Source organism: Streptococcus sp. 27098_8_73 (genome assembly GCF_041432495.1).
Lineage (GTDB): Bacteria > Bacillota > Bacilli > Lactobacillales > Streptococcaceae > Streptococcus.
This window is the reverse complement of the sequence record NZ_JAPVZT010000009.1, coordinates 15,024-30,593: the sequence shown is the minus strand read 5'-3', so window position 1 is coordinate 30,593 and position 15,570 is coordinate 15,024. Positions and strand designations below refer to the sequence as shown.

The window sequence follows — 15,570 nt, the reverse complement described above, 5'->3', positions numbered from 1 at the left end:
AATTTAATCCTCGCTTAACAGGTCATCTAGTTCTTTTGAAACCTGTTCCATTCTTTCTTGATCATCTTGGTCATATTGTACGTTTGCAATAATATTTTCAGTTGCTTCTCGTATAATTTCAGCTGCATCCTCGTGTCTAGCTTTGATTTCTTCAGAGCTATTTATCGAATTATTATGAGTCTCTGATTTTTCACAATTACTAATATCTTGGTTTTCTATATTTTTTCTTTTATTAATACATACTATTGCTGATATAACTGATGCCACAGCAGCAATGCCGATTACAATCCATGTTTTTCTCATAAATCTTCCTCCAATTCATTTAAAAGATCGTCAACCTTATCTAATTTTTCGTTCGTTTCTTCATCTACAGTACTATTGCTTAGGATATTTTCCACCGAGGTACTTACAATCTCCCCAGCTTCATAATGCCTCTGCTTTATAATTTCCGTATTTTCTTTAACTGTTCTTCTGAGTTTTTCTTTACTTACTTCAAGCAGCTCATGTTGCTTTACAATAACATCATTTGCCTTTTCAAAGTGTTGAGCACCATTTTCTCTTTTTAAATCTTCTTCTATCTTTTTTTCAATTGCATTTATAGAAATTGCGCCTATAATTCCAGATATTACAGCAGATAAGAAAATGCCTAAAATGTTAGCCAAGCTACCAATAAGCGGTATTTCGATGCCAAACCCAGGAATAACCAGAAGAGCTTTTTCTATTACATCACCGAGAACAATGGCACCCACACCGGATAATCCAGCAATGATGATTTTTCCAGTCTCCATCAGTAATCTACCAATAGGTTTTCCTTTATTTACTGGGTTACGTAAATAATCAATCGCATTTTTTAAGGACTTCCCACCCTGTTTGATTATTATCCAAGCCTTCTTAATAGTTGCAAATACTGGTCCGACAATTGCGGTAACAATAGTACTAACCACAACGTTTGCTACATTAAGTACTCGCTCCTTTAAATTCACAATAAACGAATGTATGGCGTCTTTGATACTGTTTCCCAATGATTTAAGAGTTCTTTCCGCAGATCTAAACCAACTCACAAGTTTTGCAATAATTGATTTCATCAAATCTGCCAGCAATGTCATAACAGCTGCACGTAATGCCTTTCCACCTATGCGGAAAGCTTCAGCCTTCTGAGATTTTCTCCCCTCATTTATTACTCTCTCTTTAGCTTTTCCTTTTTCTTCATCATATGCTTTTCGTGCATTTTTATCATTTTCTCTTAGTTCATCTTCGTCCAAACCAAAATAATCTGCTTGTTTTTGTCCATCTTCTCTAGGTTCGTTCAACCACTCTTCTGTTGATAAATCGCTTTTAGATTGATTTGCTGCGCTGTCTAAATCCTGAATATTTACATCATTCTTGGCAAACTTTTGTCGTTCATCCCTGTCCATATAAGCCGCTGCTTCATTGTCCCTCATTTGCTCAGCTGCTGATATTACATGATCTTTATTTACTGTTTTGGTACCTTTTTCATTTTTTGTTCTGGTGTCAAAATTCTTTCGTGCATCTTTTGCAAGCTTCTTTTGCCACTTACCGTTTCTAAGGTTATAATCCTCCCAGATCTTTGTTTCCTCGTTATATCTCGTTTTTCCGACCCATTTACCGGATTTTTTGTCATACCGCTCATATGTTTTGGTATTCTCGTCATACCTCATATTACTAGACATTTTAACTTCCATATTTGGATCAGTTTGAAAGTCAGCTCTCGTCTCATCAAAACGTTTTTTATATTTTTCTATATTTTCAAAATTATGCTCCGGCAGTTCTCCCTTCTCAAATCTATCCGGATCTATGATATGCGCCTTGCTACGTAAATCAAGAGTAAGTCCTCTATTTTCCTTAATAAAGTCCTCTCCTGCAGTTACTGCCACTTGATTAATAAACTGGTCCCAAATAACTCCCTGTATAACTTTACCCAAATTATCTGGACTACCTATCTGTTTCTTCTCCTCTTCCATAAATTTAAGTTCATCGAGTTGTTCATCTACTCCTCTTTGCAAAGCAGCCTCTAGATCATCCAAGTCAAACGAATCCAGTTCCTCTGCTTCTGTTAACGATGTGCCCGCCTCTGCATTTTTATTGGCCATGTGAAACTCGCCTCCTTCAGTATGTGATATTACATTTCTGACATCTTATTTTTTACATACTTTCCACTCTTAATCCTCTGATCATCTGACTTTTCAGCATCCGCAGGGATAGCCCCGTATGATCCAATCTTAGTGGCTCCAGGGATACGACCTTCAACACAAAGTAGTTGTATTCTCCTAACCGTAATACCCATTTTTCTGATGTCTGCTGTATTGATAAGTATTCCATTTCAGTCTCTCCGTAAAATAACTTTACAGTCTATACTTTCATACATTACAGTATATTCCAAACTACGAATAAAATCAATCTACAAATCGAGTAGGGGAGATTTTCTCTCCCCTCTCACACCACCGTACGTGCCGTTCGGCATACAGCGGTTCAAAGCAACTTTAGCGAGTGACGCTCCTTGTAGTAATCAAGACAGCTGACGAGACCTGCTTTTGCTAGTATTGGCTTTGAAATGGTTCTGCTGACACACGTTTTCACGGCAACCAAGTGGTAGCGCTTCCCACAATACGATGTCAATCTCGCCAAATCTTTTCCTATACCGAGTTTCTGCAGACCCCATTACCCTTCTTCGGGACTTTCCACTGCTTCCATATGATGATTCGTAGTCGTGTCCGCAAGTGAGCATCAGTTTCTGCCATTGCTGTTTTCATCGAGCCAAGTGCATAATAGTTAATCCATCCTCTAGTCGCCTAGTTAATTTTGGCAATCTTACCAGTGACTGTTTTGGGCATTTTCCTGCAGGTCAGCTCTTTTAGTCTGCTTTTGAATCTCTTTACAGAGTCCTGATTTCCATAATAAACTTTTAGCATATCTTGGATTGTAAAACTCAAATCATTTTCTCTTTTTACTTTTCTCCAAGCAGTCGCCATATCGGCAGTAAATTTAAAGGGCGAAACATCTGTTAAAGTTGAGAAATATTCTCTAAAGTGTGCGTTAAAGGAGAATCCGCATTCAAGTAAGGGCGTGTCTAAGGTAACGACTTCTACTTGTTTCTTCTTGCTTTTTATTGATGATTTTTAATCAAATTCCCCTTAAAGTACTGCTCAATAATATCATTGAGTTCTTGTTTTGTACCTCTATTTTCAAGCCCTAATGACTTGCATATCTGCGAAAGTTCATCACGATACCAATAGTATTTATTAAACTCATCAAAGGATGCGATTTTATCAAACTCAGGTCTAATCTCTATCAATATTTTACCTCCTCAAAACCAATTTACTTTTACATCTCAAAATAATGGAGTTTTAGTTTCTTTATTTTGAGGATTAACTACGTTTCACCAACAAACTCACACACTCAGCGGTTCGAAATTACCGTATCATCTGTAAAAAAGCAGTCTTTCCGAAATAAAGGAAAATCCTTCGTTTTGATATTGTTCCATTCGTATACTGAACCTACAATGTCTCCAACTATTGCTCCTAGCATACGTTTCCTCCTTATGGCATATCAGATTCGTTACACATTTCTAATGAGTCACTCTTTAAAAATGGCACCACCAAATCAATCCACTCATAAGGCAGGTAAGCTGATAAATAGCCGTGGTTATAGCCCTTTGCTTCATACAAAATTGTATTTGAATGTAGCTGATGAAATAATTTCGCTGATTCTTTCACACCGTTCAATTCTTTTTCACCATAGATATACAGAACCTGAGCCTTGCTAGCAGAAATCATATCTTTCAGCTTGTAACATCCCATATAGTTTTTGTAAATGGTCACCAATGTTTTGACAGGGGTCCTTGGCAAATCCTCCAAATAATAAGCTTTTATTTCCTCTGGAAAAGCCAGTTTAGGATAGAGTTTGTTCATCATGCTTAACTGAAGTTTGCAAGAGAATTTATTGAACATCAGTTTACCAAATAGAGACACTAGAAAGATACTGATTTTAGCTAATCTTGGTTGAGGAATACAGAGGCTTCCATCTATGATGGCCTTCTCAGCAATTTCACTGTCTAAAGACAAAAGCTCCATGGCAATTTGACCACCAAGTGAAACACCACCGATTGCAAACAATTTCCCACCACAGTTTGCTTTGATATAGTCTAGAATCTCCAAAGCAGAATCTTCAGTAGAAACATAATCAAGTTGATATTCCTCGCCGTGGCCATTCAAAGTGGGTAGAATAATACGGTATTCTTTTGACAAGATTCGTGCTTGACGAAGATAATTCCACCAAGAACTGCCACCACCATGTATCAGTAAAATAGGAGGCAAATTCTTATCACCAAATTCATGGAATTTCATGTTTAAACTCCTTACTGTTGAACTTTCACCAGCTACACCCTTGTTTAATCAGCTCGTACAAGCAGTGATACCGCCTCAACATGATGCGTCTGCGGAAATAAGTCAACTGGCTGGACTTTCTTCAGTTCGTAGCCTAGCTCTTGATAGAGTTTGATATCACGCGACATGGTAGCAGGATTGCAGGAAATGTAGACGATCCGCTGGGGCTCCATGCTGACACTGGAAGTGATAAAGCTTTCTGTCAAGCCCTTGCGCGGCGGATCGACTAGGATGACATCTGCCTTGATTCCCTGATCCAGCCAAGTTTGGATGGCTTTTTCTGCAGGGGCGCAAACATAGCTGGCATTGGTGATACCGTTGAGCTCTGCGTTTCGCTGACTATTTTCCACGGCCTCAGGAATGACCTCGACTCCATAGACCTGCTGGACTCGGTCAGCCAGCGACAGGCCAATGGTGCCAATGCCCGAGTAGGCATCCAGCACAATATCCTCTTTTTTAAAATCAGCAAAGTCAAAGGCCGTCTGATACAGCTTTTCTGCCATCTCAGTATTGACTTGGTAAAAGGCTGGCGCAGCAATCTGGAACTGCTTGCCTAGCATGCTGTCAGTAATGAAGTCTTGGCCGTAGAGTGTCCGAAATTCCCGACCGAAAATAGCATTGCCCGGCTGGTCGTTGATATTTTGCATGATAGACTTAATTGCTGGGAAAGCTTCTGTCAAGCGCTCAATTAACTGCTCCACTCGAAAAATCTTAGGCCGGCTGGTCACCAAAATCACCATAATTTCACCCGAATAATGGCCACGGCGAACAACGAGGTTCCGAATCAGGCCAGTGCCCTCCTTCTCATCGTAAGGCTTGAGGTCAAATCGGCGCAGCAAGTCGCGTACAAAAACGATGACTTGGTCGATAACTGGATCCTGAATGTAAAAATCCTCAATCGGCAGGAGATCATGGGAATTTTTCCGGAAAAAGCCCGTTTCCAGCTGGCCATTGACACGACGGACTGGCACCTGAGCTTTATTACGGTAGGCCAGTGGATGATCCATGCCCAGTGTCTCCAGCACTTCCACGTCTGAAATGCCAGCAATTTTATAGAGACAGTCCTGCACTTGCTTGCCTTTAAAAGCTAGCTGGGCTGGGTAAGCCAAGTGTCCTAAATCAGCAATTCCAGTCCGCAGATAGGCCAAATCGACATGCTCATTGCGCTGGTCAGACTTCTTCACAAATTCCTCAACACGGCCAAAGCCGATTTTTTTATTGACCTTGAGGACCCGCATGCGAATCACTTCACTCGGCAGGGCATTTTCAATGAAAAAGACGCGGCCGTCTACCTTGGCTACACCCGCTCCCTCATGACTGAGATCTACAATTTCTACTTCAATAATATCGTTCTTTTTTAACATTTCTTTACTTTCTAATCAATCCTGCACTCAACTACAATTATACTAAAGCAGGGAATCACAGGATTTTCTACTGTTTATTTCTTTCTTCCTATTGGAAAATATGTTCACATTTCTGCTCTGCTATTTTCCAAAAAGAAAGGGAAGAGACAAAATCTGTCACTTCCCATTATATCATAAGAGCCTTATCTTAATCCCATTTGTTTCAATCTTTCTCTATAGGCTTCAAAATCAATCAAGAGTCCTTGTCCACCATACATATCATAGGTATCCGTCCAGTCGCCTAGTTCTGGTATAGTGAGGCGCTCTATCCCATTGCGTGAATCAAGCACTAAGGATAAGCCTTGTGACCAAATAAAACTCTGAGGTACATTGGTTGAGGTCAAGGCAAAGACTTTTCCTAATGCCTCAGATCCTGTAAAAAGCTTCGTAGGGTCTTTTATCTGCTGCATGATAGCAGTCAATACTTCTTGCTGGCGGCGTGTCCGTCCAAAGTCACCCTCATCGTCCTTACGGAAGCGGGCATAGTTTAAGAGCGTTCGACCATCCATGTGCTGACGACCAACCTTGATGGTTTGAGTAGGAACCACTCCATCCTTCATGTTCAAATCATCTGGAACTTCCACTTCTGTGACTTTTTCCCCATCAATAGTCGAAAATTTAGCATCCATAAATACACCATTTGGAAAGAGGGTGTCAATTGCAGTCGCAAAGGTGTTAAAGTCCACTAGAGCATAGTATTTAATGTCAATATCGAAGTTATCTTTCAATGCTTGGCGCACTGCCTCAGCTCCACGATGATTGTCTTGTTCACCAAAAGTATAGGCGGAGTTCAATTTTTGATCATAATAATCATCATCCGTCGGCTCCGTGTAGGAATTGCTGACACCATCAATATGAATCAAGGTATCACGCATAAAGCTGACTAACTTCATCTTATGGTCTTTATTGCCAACGTTCAAGACCATAATTGAATCGGTCCGAGTCTCCGTTGAATTTTCTCCAATTCGGCCATCCGTCCCTAAAACAAGAATATTGATCCCATCTCGAGCATCATGCCCATCAAAGTACTCAACATCAGCCGCTTTAAGATTTCCTGGTCTCGCTGTATTTAAGCCTTTGAAAAACATAAAGAGCATGCCAGAAACAACCAAAAGCACAAAAATCAGGAGCCACATCAGCACGCGCTTAGGACGAATTTTTTTGTAGGTTCTCGGAGTTTTCTGAGTTGATTTTTTCGTTTCTTGCTTTAAAGAAGTGCGGGAATTCTTTTGGCTTCTGCTGAGAGAACCCTTGCCTGGGTATTTAGGTAGCAAACCGGATGAATCCGTCTTCGGATCCTCTGATAAAGACTGCACGGTCTGCTTGGTAGACGCCTTTTGCGCAGCATCTGGCCGTCCTTTCGACTTTTGACGGAGGTATTGATACTCCTCTTTTTCATGTTCGTTAAGATAGTAATAGTTTGTATGGAGATAATCCAGCCTTAACTGCTCGTGTCGACTCAGATTTTCTGTTTCTCTCATCTCTGCTCCAATCTATAATCCTGAATTTGAAAAACGGGATAACTGCCTAGAATTTTAAAGGTGATACCAAGTGTAGCAAGCTCTTGGTAAGCAAAATCCACTAATTCTTTCCGTTCATTATCAATATCAATAATAAAGAAATATTCCCCTAGTGCTGTTTTAAGAGGGCGGCTTTCAATCTTTGTCAGGTCAATACCCCGCCAAGCAAAAGTTGATAGAGCCTTATACAATGCACCGGGCAGATTATCCGGTAAGGTCAGAGCCAAACTTTGCTTTTCCTCTTGCTTTACAAGCTTAAGAGCAGGAGTGGTTTGTCCCAAAATCCAGAAACGAGTGAAATTTTCCTCCATTTCCTGAATATCCTGAGCCACCACTTGCAAACCATACTCATCTGCCGCAGTCCGCGGCGCAATAGCGGCGAAAGGTTGGTCAGGATGCTCTGCCACAAAGCGAGCCGCATAAGCTGTACTAGCTGTAATTTCTATTGCTGCTTCTGGATAATGCTGGCGAATATAGCCCTTCCCCTGAGCAAGCGCCTGAGGATGGGAAAAGACTTTCTCAATAGGCTTGTCCAAACTGGTCGCCAACAACTGCTGCTTAATGGGCTGAACAATCTCTGCTACCGCTTGAATCTCAGCTTGATGGAAAAGATAATCCAAGGTCTCATGGACACTTCCTTCAATCGAATTTTCCACGGGAACAACTGAATAATCCACCTCTTTCCCTTCATAAGCCTTCATCACTTCTGTGATGTTTTGATAAGGCACCAAGTCTGCTTGGGGAAAGGCTTCTTGGGCAACATGGTGGGAAAAAGATCCCTTGGGTCCTAAAAAAGCTACTTTCATTGGATTTCCTCAATAATTTCTTGTGGCGTTTTTCCTACCACGTCAATTGTTTGTGTCGCGACCGCCTCATAGAGAGCCTGCCGTTGTTCAAAAATCTCCTGCAAATCTGTCTTGCTCTTGGTCAGATACAAGGGGCGCTGATTTTCCTGATCTCCCTCAATCCGACGAAAGAGGGTCTCAAAGTCAGCTTTCAGATAAATATTTTGGGGATTTTGAGCCAATAATTCACGGTTTTGGGGATTCAAGACAACGCCGCCTCCCGTAGAAAGCACGACATCCTGCTTGATACACTCAGCCAAGACTTCAGCTTCAATTTTTCGAAAGGCTGGCTCGCCATATTGAGCAAAATACTCTTGGATGGACATGCCGATTTTTTGGACAATCAGCTCGTCCATATCCAGAAAATCTGCTGTCAATGCTCTCGCAATCGTTGATTTTCCCGCTCCCATAAAGCCAAGTAAAATCTTAGCCATTCACCAAGCCCTCCAAGTCTGAGAAGAAGCTTGGATAGCTGGTATTGATAGCCTCTGCCCGCTCCAGCTCTACCTGACCATCCGAAACTAACAGGGCCGCAATGGCTGCCATCATTCCAATACGATGATCGCCGAATGTATTGATGGTTGCACCATGAAGAGGCGTTTTTCCATCGATAATCATGCCATCTGCTGTGGGAGTGATGGTTGCTCCCATGCTATTTAAAGCATCTGCGACAACCTGAATCCGATCGGTTTCTTTGACCTTTAACTCCTCGGCATCTCGGATCACCGTTCTGCCCTCAGCTTGGGTAGCTAAAAGGGCAATAATCGGAAGCTCGTCTATCAAGCGCGGAATAATTTCTCCGCCAATCTCCGTTCCTTTCAGCTCAGAAGTCTCAACGGTAATCATAGCAGATTTGGCCACCTCATCTATATTAGAAAGGCTCATCTTACCGCCCATAGCCTTGATAATATCAAGAATCCCTGTCCGAGTTTCATTGATTCCCACATTTTCAAGGACGATTTTAGAATGGGGCAGAATCAAGCCTGCAACCAGCCAGAAGGCTGCACTGGAAATATCACCAGGAACTCTCACTTCTTGCCCAGTAAAGGTCTGACCACCCTGCACACGGATTTCTTTATCCTTGACCTCAATTTGACCACCAAATTGGACAATCATATCCTCTGTATGGTTACGGGTAATTTCCTTTTCAATAATGACTGACTCGCCTTGAGCCTGTAAAGCTGCAAAAATCAAGGCTGATTTGACCTGAGCAGAAGCTACTGGCAGCTTGTAATAAATCGGTTTTAAATCTTTTCTGCCATGAATGTGAAGTGGCGGTAAATCTCGTTCTGTCTGACCCCAAATATCCACACCCATTTGACTAAGAGGCAGGGTTACCCGATCCATCGGACGCTTGGACAAACTATCATCCCCAAACATCTCTGCTGTAAAATCCTGACCTGCCAAGACACCCGAAATCAAGCGGATAGAGGTTCCTGAATTTCCCATGTCTAATTTATTGTGCGGCGCCTTGAGACCATCAAACCCAACACCGTGGATCTTAACAGTCTTTCCATCATCTTCTATCTTGACGCCTAAATCACGAAAGACCTGCATCGTAGAAAGGACATCCTCACCTCTCAAAATATCGTGAACCACTGTAAGGCCCTTGGCCAAGCTCCCAAACATAATCGAACGGTGACTGATTGATTTGTCGCCTGGTACACGGATGCGACCATTCAGGCCTTTGGCCTTTGTTCTTAACTTCATAGATGCCCCTTTCAATTGCTACTAACTTCTATTTTATCATAAAAATAGCAATTTTCTAAAAAATTCTTGTATTCATTCCGACTTCTTCCTTCTTTCTACTTTTATACATCATAAAAGAGGCTGCGACAATCGTCTCTCAGCCTCCCTTTATTCCTTATCAAAACCACGAGAGTGCTAGATTCTTGCTCTAGTCATTCTCTGATTTAGCCATTATTTGTGTCCTAGATGCTTATCAATCTCATCCATAATCCGCCCCATCACATAGCTAATCTGCAGATTGCGACCAATCAGAATGGCCCAGAAAATAGCCATCAGATAGTTCTCAGACATGATTGCTTCATTAAAAAAATATGTTTCTAAAGCTGTAAAAGCCGCCATTACTATAAATTGTCGTCTATTCATTCTTACATTATAGCATGAAAAATCATAAAAATCTAAATTCAATCATCTTGAACAGTGATTTTTTCCGCTAAAAAATCAAAGCCTTCCGGTATCAAACTTTCTTCCTGCTTTTCAGCTACTTCTGCTTTATTGCTACGACTTCTAGCTGAAAATTCTGCTCGAATTTGAGTCCAGTCCTCTAGGGAAATAGCCAGAATATCTGGTGAAAAGCCAGCAGCATTACTCAGCAGATTTCCAAACATGGTATTGAGATTTTCTCTTTTCATAGTCTGCTCAGCGTTGAAATGAGACTCAAAAGCCAAAATAGCATGGTTTTCATTGGCTGCGACTGGCTGCGAACCAATGAGCAGTGCTTTGTCAGCTCCTGCCAGACTCTCGATGATTTCACCCCAAGCATTTTGCAGCTTAGTCAAATTGCTGCGAGCCAAGTCAGGATTTTCCACCGCTTCTTCCAAGATAGCATTGACCTTATTGCGGTCTACTCGATAGGTCTTAGCCTTCTGAGGTCGTGCCTCTGATTTCTTAGCTGCTGGAACTGGCTGACTGCCGACATTGGCCAATTGCTGCTTGAGCTCTTGGATTTCCTGCTTGAGATTAGACAGTTCTTCTGCCAAGTTGTCAGGAATCTGGTCCAAGCCTGCTTTTTCCTCAGCCAGTCGAATAGTCATCATTTCTGTATAAATCTTAGGCTGCAGGCTGTTCTTGATGTCTGCCAAACTCTTGGTCGCCATTTCGATCATGGCAAAGAGAGTCTCCTGCGGTGTCTTAAGATTTTCCAGAAAGAGCTCACTGGCATGATGATTTTCCCCGCCAGTTTTGACAATGATTAGGTCACGCAGGTATTGCAGGAGGTCCGTCACAAAACGGGCCATATTTTTTCCACTGTCAAAAATCAGATTGAGATTATCCAATGCCGCAACTGCATCATGCGCAATCAAGGCTGCTACATAAGCATCCAAGGCTCCCAAGCTGATCGAGCCAGTGATTTCCTCAGCAATGTCCGTAGTCAAACGATTTTCCTGAGTCAAGCTAAGAGCCTGATCAAGGATAGACAAAGCATCCCGCATACCGCCCTCAGCTCGACGGGCAATAATCTGCACACCTTCTTGCTCAAAGTCAATGCCTTCCTGCTCCAGAATCCACTCAATATGACCAATGATGTCCTGCGTCTTGATAGACTTAAACTCAAATCGCTGAACACGAGAAAGAATGGTCGCCGGAATCTTATGCAGCTCTGTCGTCGCTAGGATAAAGACCACATTTTCGGTCGGTTCTTCTAAGGTCTTGAGTAAGGCGTTAAAGGCTCCAGTCGAGAGCATATGCACCTCGTCGATGATATAGACCTTGTGCTTGGCAAGACTAGGCGCATAGGTAGACTTGTCCCGAATATCACGAATCTCATCAACCCCATTATTAGAAGCCGCATCAATTTCGATGACGTCTTCAAGGCTCCCCTCCGTGATAGCCTGACAGATATAGCAGTCATTGCAGGGCTCGCCGTCCTTTTGATTCGGACAGTTCATTGCCTTGGCAAAAATCTTAGCAACACTGGTTTTTCCTGTTCCACGAGGACCAGAAAAGAGATAGGCATGACTGATTTTCCCTTGCTCCACAGCCTGCCGCAGAGTGGTGGCCACTACCTGCTGACCAACCAGCTGACCAAAGGTCTGACTGCGGTACTTTCTATATAAAGCTTGATACATTAGGCTTTTTCTCCAAACATTTCAAAATTCCAAGTCGTTTTTTCAAGCAAAATCTGGACGAACTTTTCCAGATATTCCTGGTCTAGCTTATCATAATCACCTGTCAATGCTGAGTCCAAATCCAGCACACCAAGAAGGCGGCCGTCTTTTACCATGGGTACCACAATTTCGCTCTTAGCCCGGCTATCACAGGAGATATAGTTGGCATGCTGGGTCACATCATCTACGATAATCGTCTGCTCTTTCTCAGCAGATTCCCCACAGACTCCCTTGCCTAGCGCAATGTGGACACAAGAAACGCCCCCTTGAAAGGGCCCCAAAATCAGCTCCTTCCCATCAAAAAGATAGAAACCAGTAAAAACCGAATTGGGCAGGGCTTGATTGAGCAGGGCGCTAGCATTCGACAGATTAGCCAAAGCATTGGTCTCACCCTCCAATAAGGCTTCTAGCTGAGCCAGTAACAGTTTATAATTTGAAATTTTTTCCCTTTTATTCATACTCTCTATTATATCAAAAAGCCCGTCCTACAGAAGAAAAAATAAAATTTTTTTAGCTTCTTTTCTAGTCCGAGCTTCAAGTTGGAAAACATTTTCTTATTCTGACCACCACAAAGGATAGTCCTAAGCTTCATCTTTCCTGCTCAAAAAATAAGAGGCTGAGATTATTCATCCCAGCCCCTGATACTATAGAAACACAAAACATGCTCAACTCATCTTTTTACAGCCATCCCATAAAGCGGATAAGGTACATATTTAGTCGCACCTGCCGTGAATAGTAGTAATTTCCACCATTGATATAAAGCTCGGGCCCGTAAAAAATGGAAAGTAGATTATAGTATGAATAGGTTTTTCCAGTCACATTGCCAAGACTCGGTGCAACCACTTCTTTTGAGTATTTTTTTGCAAGCTCGAGCGTATTCTCGCCGCCATTTTGCGCCACATAGTCGATATAGGCCTGACCAAAATTGTAGGCCTGAACCGCTGTCCAAACATCTACCTTTTTCTCGCTGGCCAACTCTAGATTGTCCGATAAAGTCTGAATACCTTGCCGAACACTTTCTTTATTGTCTGTAATCGAATTGATTTCGCCTGTTGCACTCTCACTAGACTGCATGAGGTCGTTATTTCTTCCCTTGGTTTCCGTGTAGATCATGGCTAGGACTAGCTCTTCATTGGCCGCCGTGTCCTGCTCGTCCAGCACTTCTCTAACCAAACTTTGATAGGTCATAACCTGCTTAACATCACGATGGACTTGGTAGCCTTTCATCGCGATGGCAGCCAGAATGATGAGCAAAATCAATCTTCTGATAAATTTAAACATTATTTACTTTGTATAGCCTCGATATTTTTGATGAGAATAGAGTAGGTCCCGTTGTCGTTCTGGATAAATTCCACAGATTCAGCATCCTGATAGACATTATTGGGAACGATCAGCTCTATTCCATTAGAGAGGGATAATTTTTGATTTTCAAACTTCTTTTTCTGGCGACTGCTGTCAATCTCATCAAACTTGATTGGCTCTGGTACGGTTTCCTTGACCTGGTCAATAAAGGTAAGTCTGGCTGTCAGATTGCTGTCAAACAGCTCGTCTGCCAGCTTTTCAGGAGATAATTCATCATTTTCTTCCAGATTTTTGAAAATGCTGGATTTGACCTTGGACTGGAACTGAAAATCGTCTGTATTAAAACTTTCAGCAATCTTTTGAGCCATTTTTTCCAGAGTTTTGATAGATTTTTTTGGCGAAATCTTGGGACTGACCTGCAAGAGATTATCCGAAAAATAGTTGAGAAAGGCACCATTGTACTTGATGCGCTTTTCAATCAGATGGTACTTGCTAGACTGGAGATTGATAACCAAAGCCTCGTCCGCACCCGTACCAAAGCCAGGCAGATTGTTCTGTGTCAGCTTGATAGGGTTGTCCGCCTCGCCACCCAAGTGGGTTAGGGTTTCCCGCAGAGCAATCCGAAGAAAAGCAAAGTGCTCCACCCCTTCTTTGTCAAACTGGACAAAAATCAGATCATTGGTTTTCTGGTTCTCACTGACCGAAAACTCTTCCTGCCAAAGCTTGGCCACCGTCACGGAGGTTTCCAATAAGTTGTCCGAAAGCTGGGCTAAAAAGACATTATCAGGTTCGAAAATGCCTGTTTTAGCCTCATCAGAATAGACTCGCTCGATTTTCTTACGCAAGTATTCCTCAATCTTGGGAGTAATGTTGAGAAACTTATCCGCCAGCAGTAGTTCAGTATCGGCTGGGCTGAATTGATGAATGATGGCCTTCTTTACATAAATGTCCATCTTAGTTCAAACCTTCATAGAGCGGAAAAGCGTCTGTCAATTCACGAACTTCCGCCCGAACTTGATTGAGCACCGCTTCGTTTTCAGCGTTTTCCAGAGCCTTGATAATGAGCTCAGCTACCTTGATACTTTCTGTGACACCAAAGCCTCGAGCTGCAATAGCTGCTGTACCAATACGAATGCCGCTAGTCTTAAATGGTGACAAAGTTTCGTAAGGAATGGAGTTTTTATTAAGCGTGATATTGACCTCATCTAAGAGATTTTGTGCCACTTTCCCATTTTCTACAACCTTAGTGACATCAACCAAGAAAAGATGATTTTCAGTACCGTCAGAAATTACACGGAACTTGTCATGCTGACGGAAGACTTGGGCCATAGCTTGGGCATTGTCCAAAATCTGCTGAGCATAAACCTTGAAAGCTGGATCCAGCACTTCTTTAAAGGCCACTGCTTTGGCTGCGATGACATGCTCCAATGGTCCACCTTGAATGCCTGGGAAGATAGCTGAGTTAATTTTCTTAGCTAAGTCTTCATCATTTGTCAAAATCAAGCCACCGCGAGGTCCACGCAAGGTTTTATGAGTTGTTGTTGTTGTGATGTCCGCATAAGGCACGGGACTTGGATGGAAACCTGCAGCGACCAAGCCAGCGATGTGAGCCATATCGACCATCAGCTTAGCACCGACTGCATCAGCGATTTCACGGAATTTTGAAAAATCAATGATATGAGAGTAAGCTGAAGCACCTGCCACAATCAACTTAGGCTGAACTTCCTTGGCTTGCTTGAGGATGGCATCAAAGTCCAGTAATTCTGTTTCTGGGTCAACGCTATAGGATACAAAATTGTAGGTTTGACCAGAGAAGCTTACTGGAGCACCATGGGTCAAGTGACCACCAGCAGACAAATCCATGCCCATCACTGTGTCGCCTGGCTCAATCAAAGCCATATATGCCGCGCAATTGGCCTGACTGCCTGAGTGAGGTTGTACATTGGCAAATTTGGCACCAAAGATTTCCTTGGCGCGCTCAATGGCCAAGCTCTCCACTACATCCACTACGTCTGTTCCACCATAATAACGGCGACCTGGGTAGCCCTCAGCGTATTTATTGGTCAAAATAGAACCTTGAGCGGCCATAACAGCTTTAGAAACGACGTTTTCTGAAGCGATCAGCTCGATATTATGTTGCTGACGCTCTTCCTCATTGGCAATGGCATCCCAGAGTTCTTTGTCAAATGCTTTATAGTCTTCTTGGTCAAAAATCATAAGGTGTCTCCTTCTTTTGAGAAAAT

The 15,570-nt window shown here is 42.4% G+C and carries 16 protein-coding genes and 1 pseudogene; all 17 read right to left on the bottom strand.

Annotated features, from left to right (window positions below; all coding sequences use genetic code 11):
- Positions 1–3: 3 nt before the first annotated feature.
- The 17 genes and pseudogenes from O3651_RS07115 to glyA all read right to left on the bottom strand — a co-directional run bounded on the left by O3651_RS07115 (position 4) and on the right by glyA (position 15,544).
- Positions 4–303, bottom strand: coding sequence for a hypothetical protein (locus O3651_RS07115; protein ID WP_247951316.1), 300 nt, complete (start codon positions 301–303; stop codon positions 4–6).
- A complete protein-coding gene (locus tag O3651_RS07110) occupies positions 300–2,111 on the bottom strand; it encodes a hypothetical protein (RefSeq protein WP_247951317.1) in 1,812 nt (603 codons plus the stop codon). The genes O3651_RS07115 and O3651_RS07110 overlap by 4 nt, the downstream gene beginning before the upstream one ends.
- A 543-nt stretch (positions 2,112–2,654) precedes the next feature.
- On the bottom strand, positions 2,655–2,795 hold the full coding sequence (locus tag O3651_RS07105) for a group II intron maturase-specific domain-containing protein (RefSeq protein ID WP_371610061.1): 141 nt from the start codon (positions 2,793–2,795) through the stop codon (positions 2,655–2,657).
- Positions 2,796–2,891: 96 nt separating this feature from the next.
- Positions 2,892–3,313 (bottom strand): annotated as a pseudogene (locus tag O3651_RS07100) (SAP domain-containing protein); the annotation flags it as partial.
- Between the two features lie 104 nt (positions 3,314–3,417).
- Positions 3,418–3,546 (bottom strand): ADP-ribosylglycohydrolase, encoded by a 129-nt coding sequence (locus O3651_RS07095; RefSeq protein ID WP_148880911.1) that lies wholly within the window; start codon positions 3,544–3,546, stop codon positions 3,418–3,420.
- A gap of 11 nt (positions 3,547–3,557) precedes the next feature.
- Positions 3,558–4,364, bottom strand: a complete 807-nt coding sequence (locus O3651_RS07090) for an alpha/beta hydrolase (protein WP_371610025.1) — start codon at positions 4,362–4,364, stop codon at positions 3,558–3,560.
- Positions 4,365–4,408: 44 nt separating this feature from the next.
- Positions 4,409–5,767: a 23S rRNA (uracil(1939)-C(5))-methyltransferase RlmD gene (rlmD, locus tag O3651_RS07085; RefSeq protein ID WP_371610024.1), complete on the bottom strand. Its 1,359-nt coding sequence runs from the start codon at positions 5,765–5,767 to the stop codon at positions 4,409–4,411.
- A gap of 182 nt (positions 5,768–5,949) precedes the next feature.
- Positions 5,950–7,287 (bottom strand): LCP family protein, encoded by a 1,338-nt coding sequence (locus O3651_RS07080; RefSeq protein ID WP_371610023.1) that lies wholly within the window; start codon positions 7,285–7,287, stop codon positions 5,950–5,952.
- On the bottom strand, positions 7,284–8,132 hold the full coding sequence (pheA, locus tag O3651_RS07075; protein ID WP_371610022.1) for a prephenate dehydratase: 849 nt from the start codon (positions 8,130–8,132) through the stop codon (positions 7,284–7,286). The genes O3651_RS07080 and pheA overlap by 4 nt, the downstream gene beginning before the upstream one ends.
- Complete coding sequence (locus O3651_RS07070) at positions 8,129–8,605, bottom strand: shikimate kinase (RefSeq protein ID WP_371610021.1); 477 nt, start codon at positions 8,603–8,605, stop codon at positions 8,129–8,131. The genes pheA and O3651_RS07070 overlap by 4 nt, the downstream gene beginning before the upstream one ends.
- Positions 8,598–9,881: a 3-phosphoshikimate 1-carboxyvinyltransferase gene (gene aroA / locus O3651_RS07065; protein ID WP_371610020.1), complete on the bottom strand. Its 1,284-nt coding sequence runs from the start codon at positions 9,879–9,881 to the stop codon at positions 8,598–8,600. The genes O3651_RS07070 and aroA overlap by 8 nt, the downstream gene beginning before the upstream one ends.
- Positions 9,882–10,091: 210 nt before the next feature.
- Positions 10,092–10,283, bottom strand: coding sequence for a DUF3272 family protein (locus O3651_RS07060; protein ID WP_125379726.1), 192 nt, complete (start codon positions 10,281–10,283; stop codon positions 10,092–10,094).
- A 38-nt stretch (positions 10,284–10,321) separates the two neighbouring features.
- Positions 10,322–11,986: a DNA polymerase III subunit gamma/tau gene (gene dnaX, locus O3651_RS07055; protein ID WP_371610019.1), complete on the bottom strand. Its 1,665-nt coding sequence runs from the start codon at positions 11,984–11,986 to the stop codon at positions 10,322–10,324.
- Positions 11,986–12,483, bottom strand: coding sequence for a GAF domain-containing protein (locus O3651_RS07050; protein ID WP_371610018.1), 498 nt, complete (start codon positions 12,481–12,483; stop codon positions 11,986–11,988). Before O3651_RS07050 ends, dnaX begins: the two co-directional genes overlap by 1 nt.
- A 220-nt stretch (positions 12,484–12,703) precedes the next feature.
- Positions 12,704–13,306 carry a lysozyme family protein gene (locus O3651_RS07045; RefSeq protein ID WP_371610017.1) on the bottom strand — a complete coding sequence of 201 codons (603 nt, stop codon included), beginning with the start codon at positions 13,304–13,306 and terminating at the stop codon, positions 12,704–12,706.
- Complete coding sequence (locus tag O3651_RS07040; RefSeq protein WP_371610016.1) at positions 13,306–14,280, bottom strand: nucleoid-associated protein; 975 nt, start codon at positions 14,278–14,280, stop codon at positions 13,306–13,308. The genes O3651_RS07045 and O3651_RS07040 overlap by 1 nt, the downstream gene beginning before the upstream one ends.
- Position 14,281: 1 nt before the next feature.
- Positions 14,282–15,544 (bottom strand): serine hydroxymethyltransferase, encoded by a 1,263-nt coding sequence (gene glyA, locus O3651_RS07035; protein WP_371610015.1) that lies wholly within the window; start codon positions 15,542–15,544, stop codon positions 14,282–14,284.
- Positions 15,545–15,570 lie beyond the last annotated feature (26 nt).

Coding starts and splice junctions, on each gene's coding strand:
- O3651_RS07115 (WP_247951316.1), bottom strand. CDS start 303: ATGAGAAAAACATGGATTGTAATCGGCATTGCTGCTGTGGCATCAGTT.
- O3651_RS07110 (WP_247951317.1), bottom strand. CDS start 2,111: ATGGCCAATAAAAATGCAGAGGCGGGCACATCGTTAACAGAAGCAGAG.
- O3651_RS07095 (WP_148880911.1), bottom strand. CDS start 3,546: ATGCTAGGAGCAATAGTTGGAGACATTGTAGGTTCAGTATACGAATGG.
- O3651_RS07090 (WP_371610025.1), bottom strand. CDS start 4,364: ATGAAATTCCATGAATTTGGTGATAAGAATTTGCCTCCTATTTTACTG.
- rlmD (WP_371610024.1), bottom strand. CDS start 5,767: ATGTTAAAAAAGAACGATATTATTGAAGTAGAAATTGTAGATCTCAGT.
- O3651_RS07080 (WP_371610023.1), bottom strand. CDS start 7,287: ATGAGAGAAACAGAAAATCTGAGTCGACACGAGCAGTTAAGGCTGGAT.
- pheA (WP_371610022.1), bottom strand. CDS start 8,132: ATGAAAGTAGCTTTTTTAGGACCCAAGGGATCTTTTTCCCACCATGTT.
- O3651_RS07070 (WP_371610021.1), bottom strand. CDS start 8,605: ATGGCTAAGATTTTACTTGGCTTTATGGGAGCGGGAAAATCAACGATT.
- aroA (WP_371610020.1), bottom strand. CDS start 9,881: ATGAAGTTAAGAACAAAGGCCAAAGGCCTGAATGGTCGCATCCGTGTA.
- O3651_RS07060 (WP_125379726.1), bottom strand. CDS start 10,283: ATGAATAGACGACAATTTATAGTAATGGCGGCTTTTACAGCTTTAGAA.
- dnaX (WP_371610019.1), bottom strand. CDS start 11,986: ATGTATCAAGCTTTATATAGAAAGTACCGCAGTCAGACCTTTGGTCAG.
- O3651_RS07050 (WP_371610018.1), bottom strand. CDS start 12,483: ATGAATAAAAGGGAAAAAATTTCAAATTATAAACTGTTACTGGCTCAG.
- O3651_RS07045 (WP_371610017.1), bottom strand. CDS start 13,306: ATGTTTAAATTTATCAGAAGATTGATTTTGCTCATCATTCTGGCTGCC.
- O3651_RS07040 (WP_371610016.1), bottom strand. CDS start 14,280: ATGGACATTTATGTAAAGAAGGCCATCATTCATCAATTCAGCCCAGCC.
- glyA (WP_371610015.1), bottom strand. CDS start 15,544: ATGATTTTTGACCAAGAAGACTATAAAGCATTTGACAAAGAACTCTGG.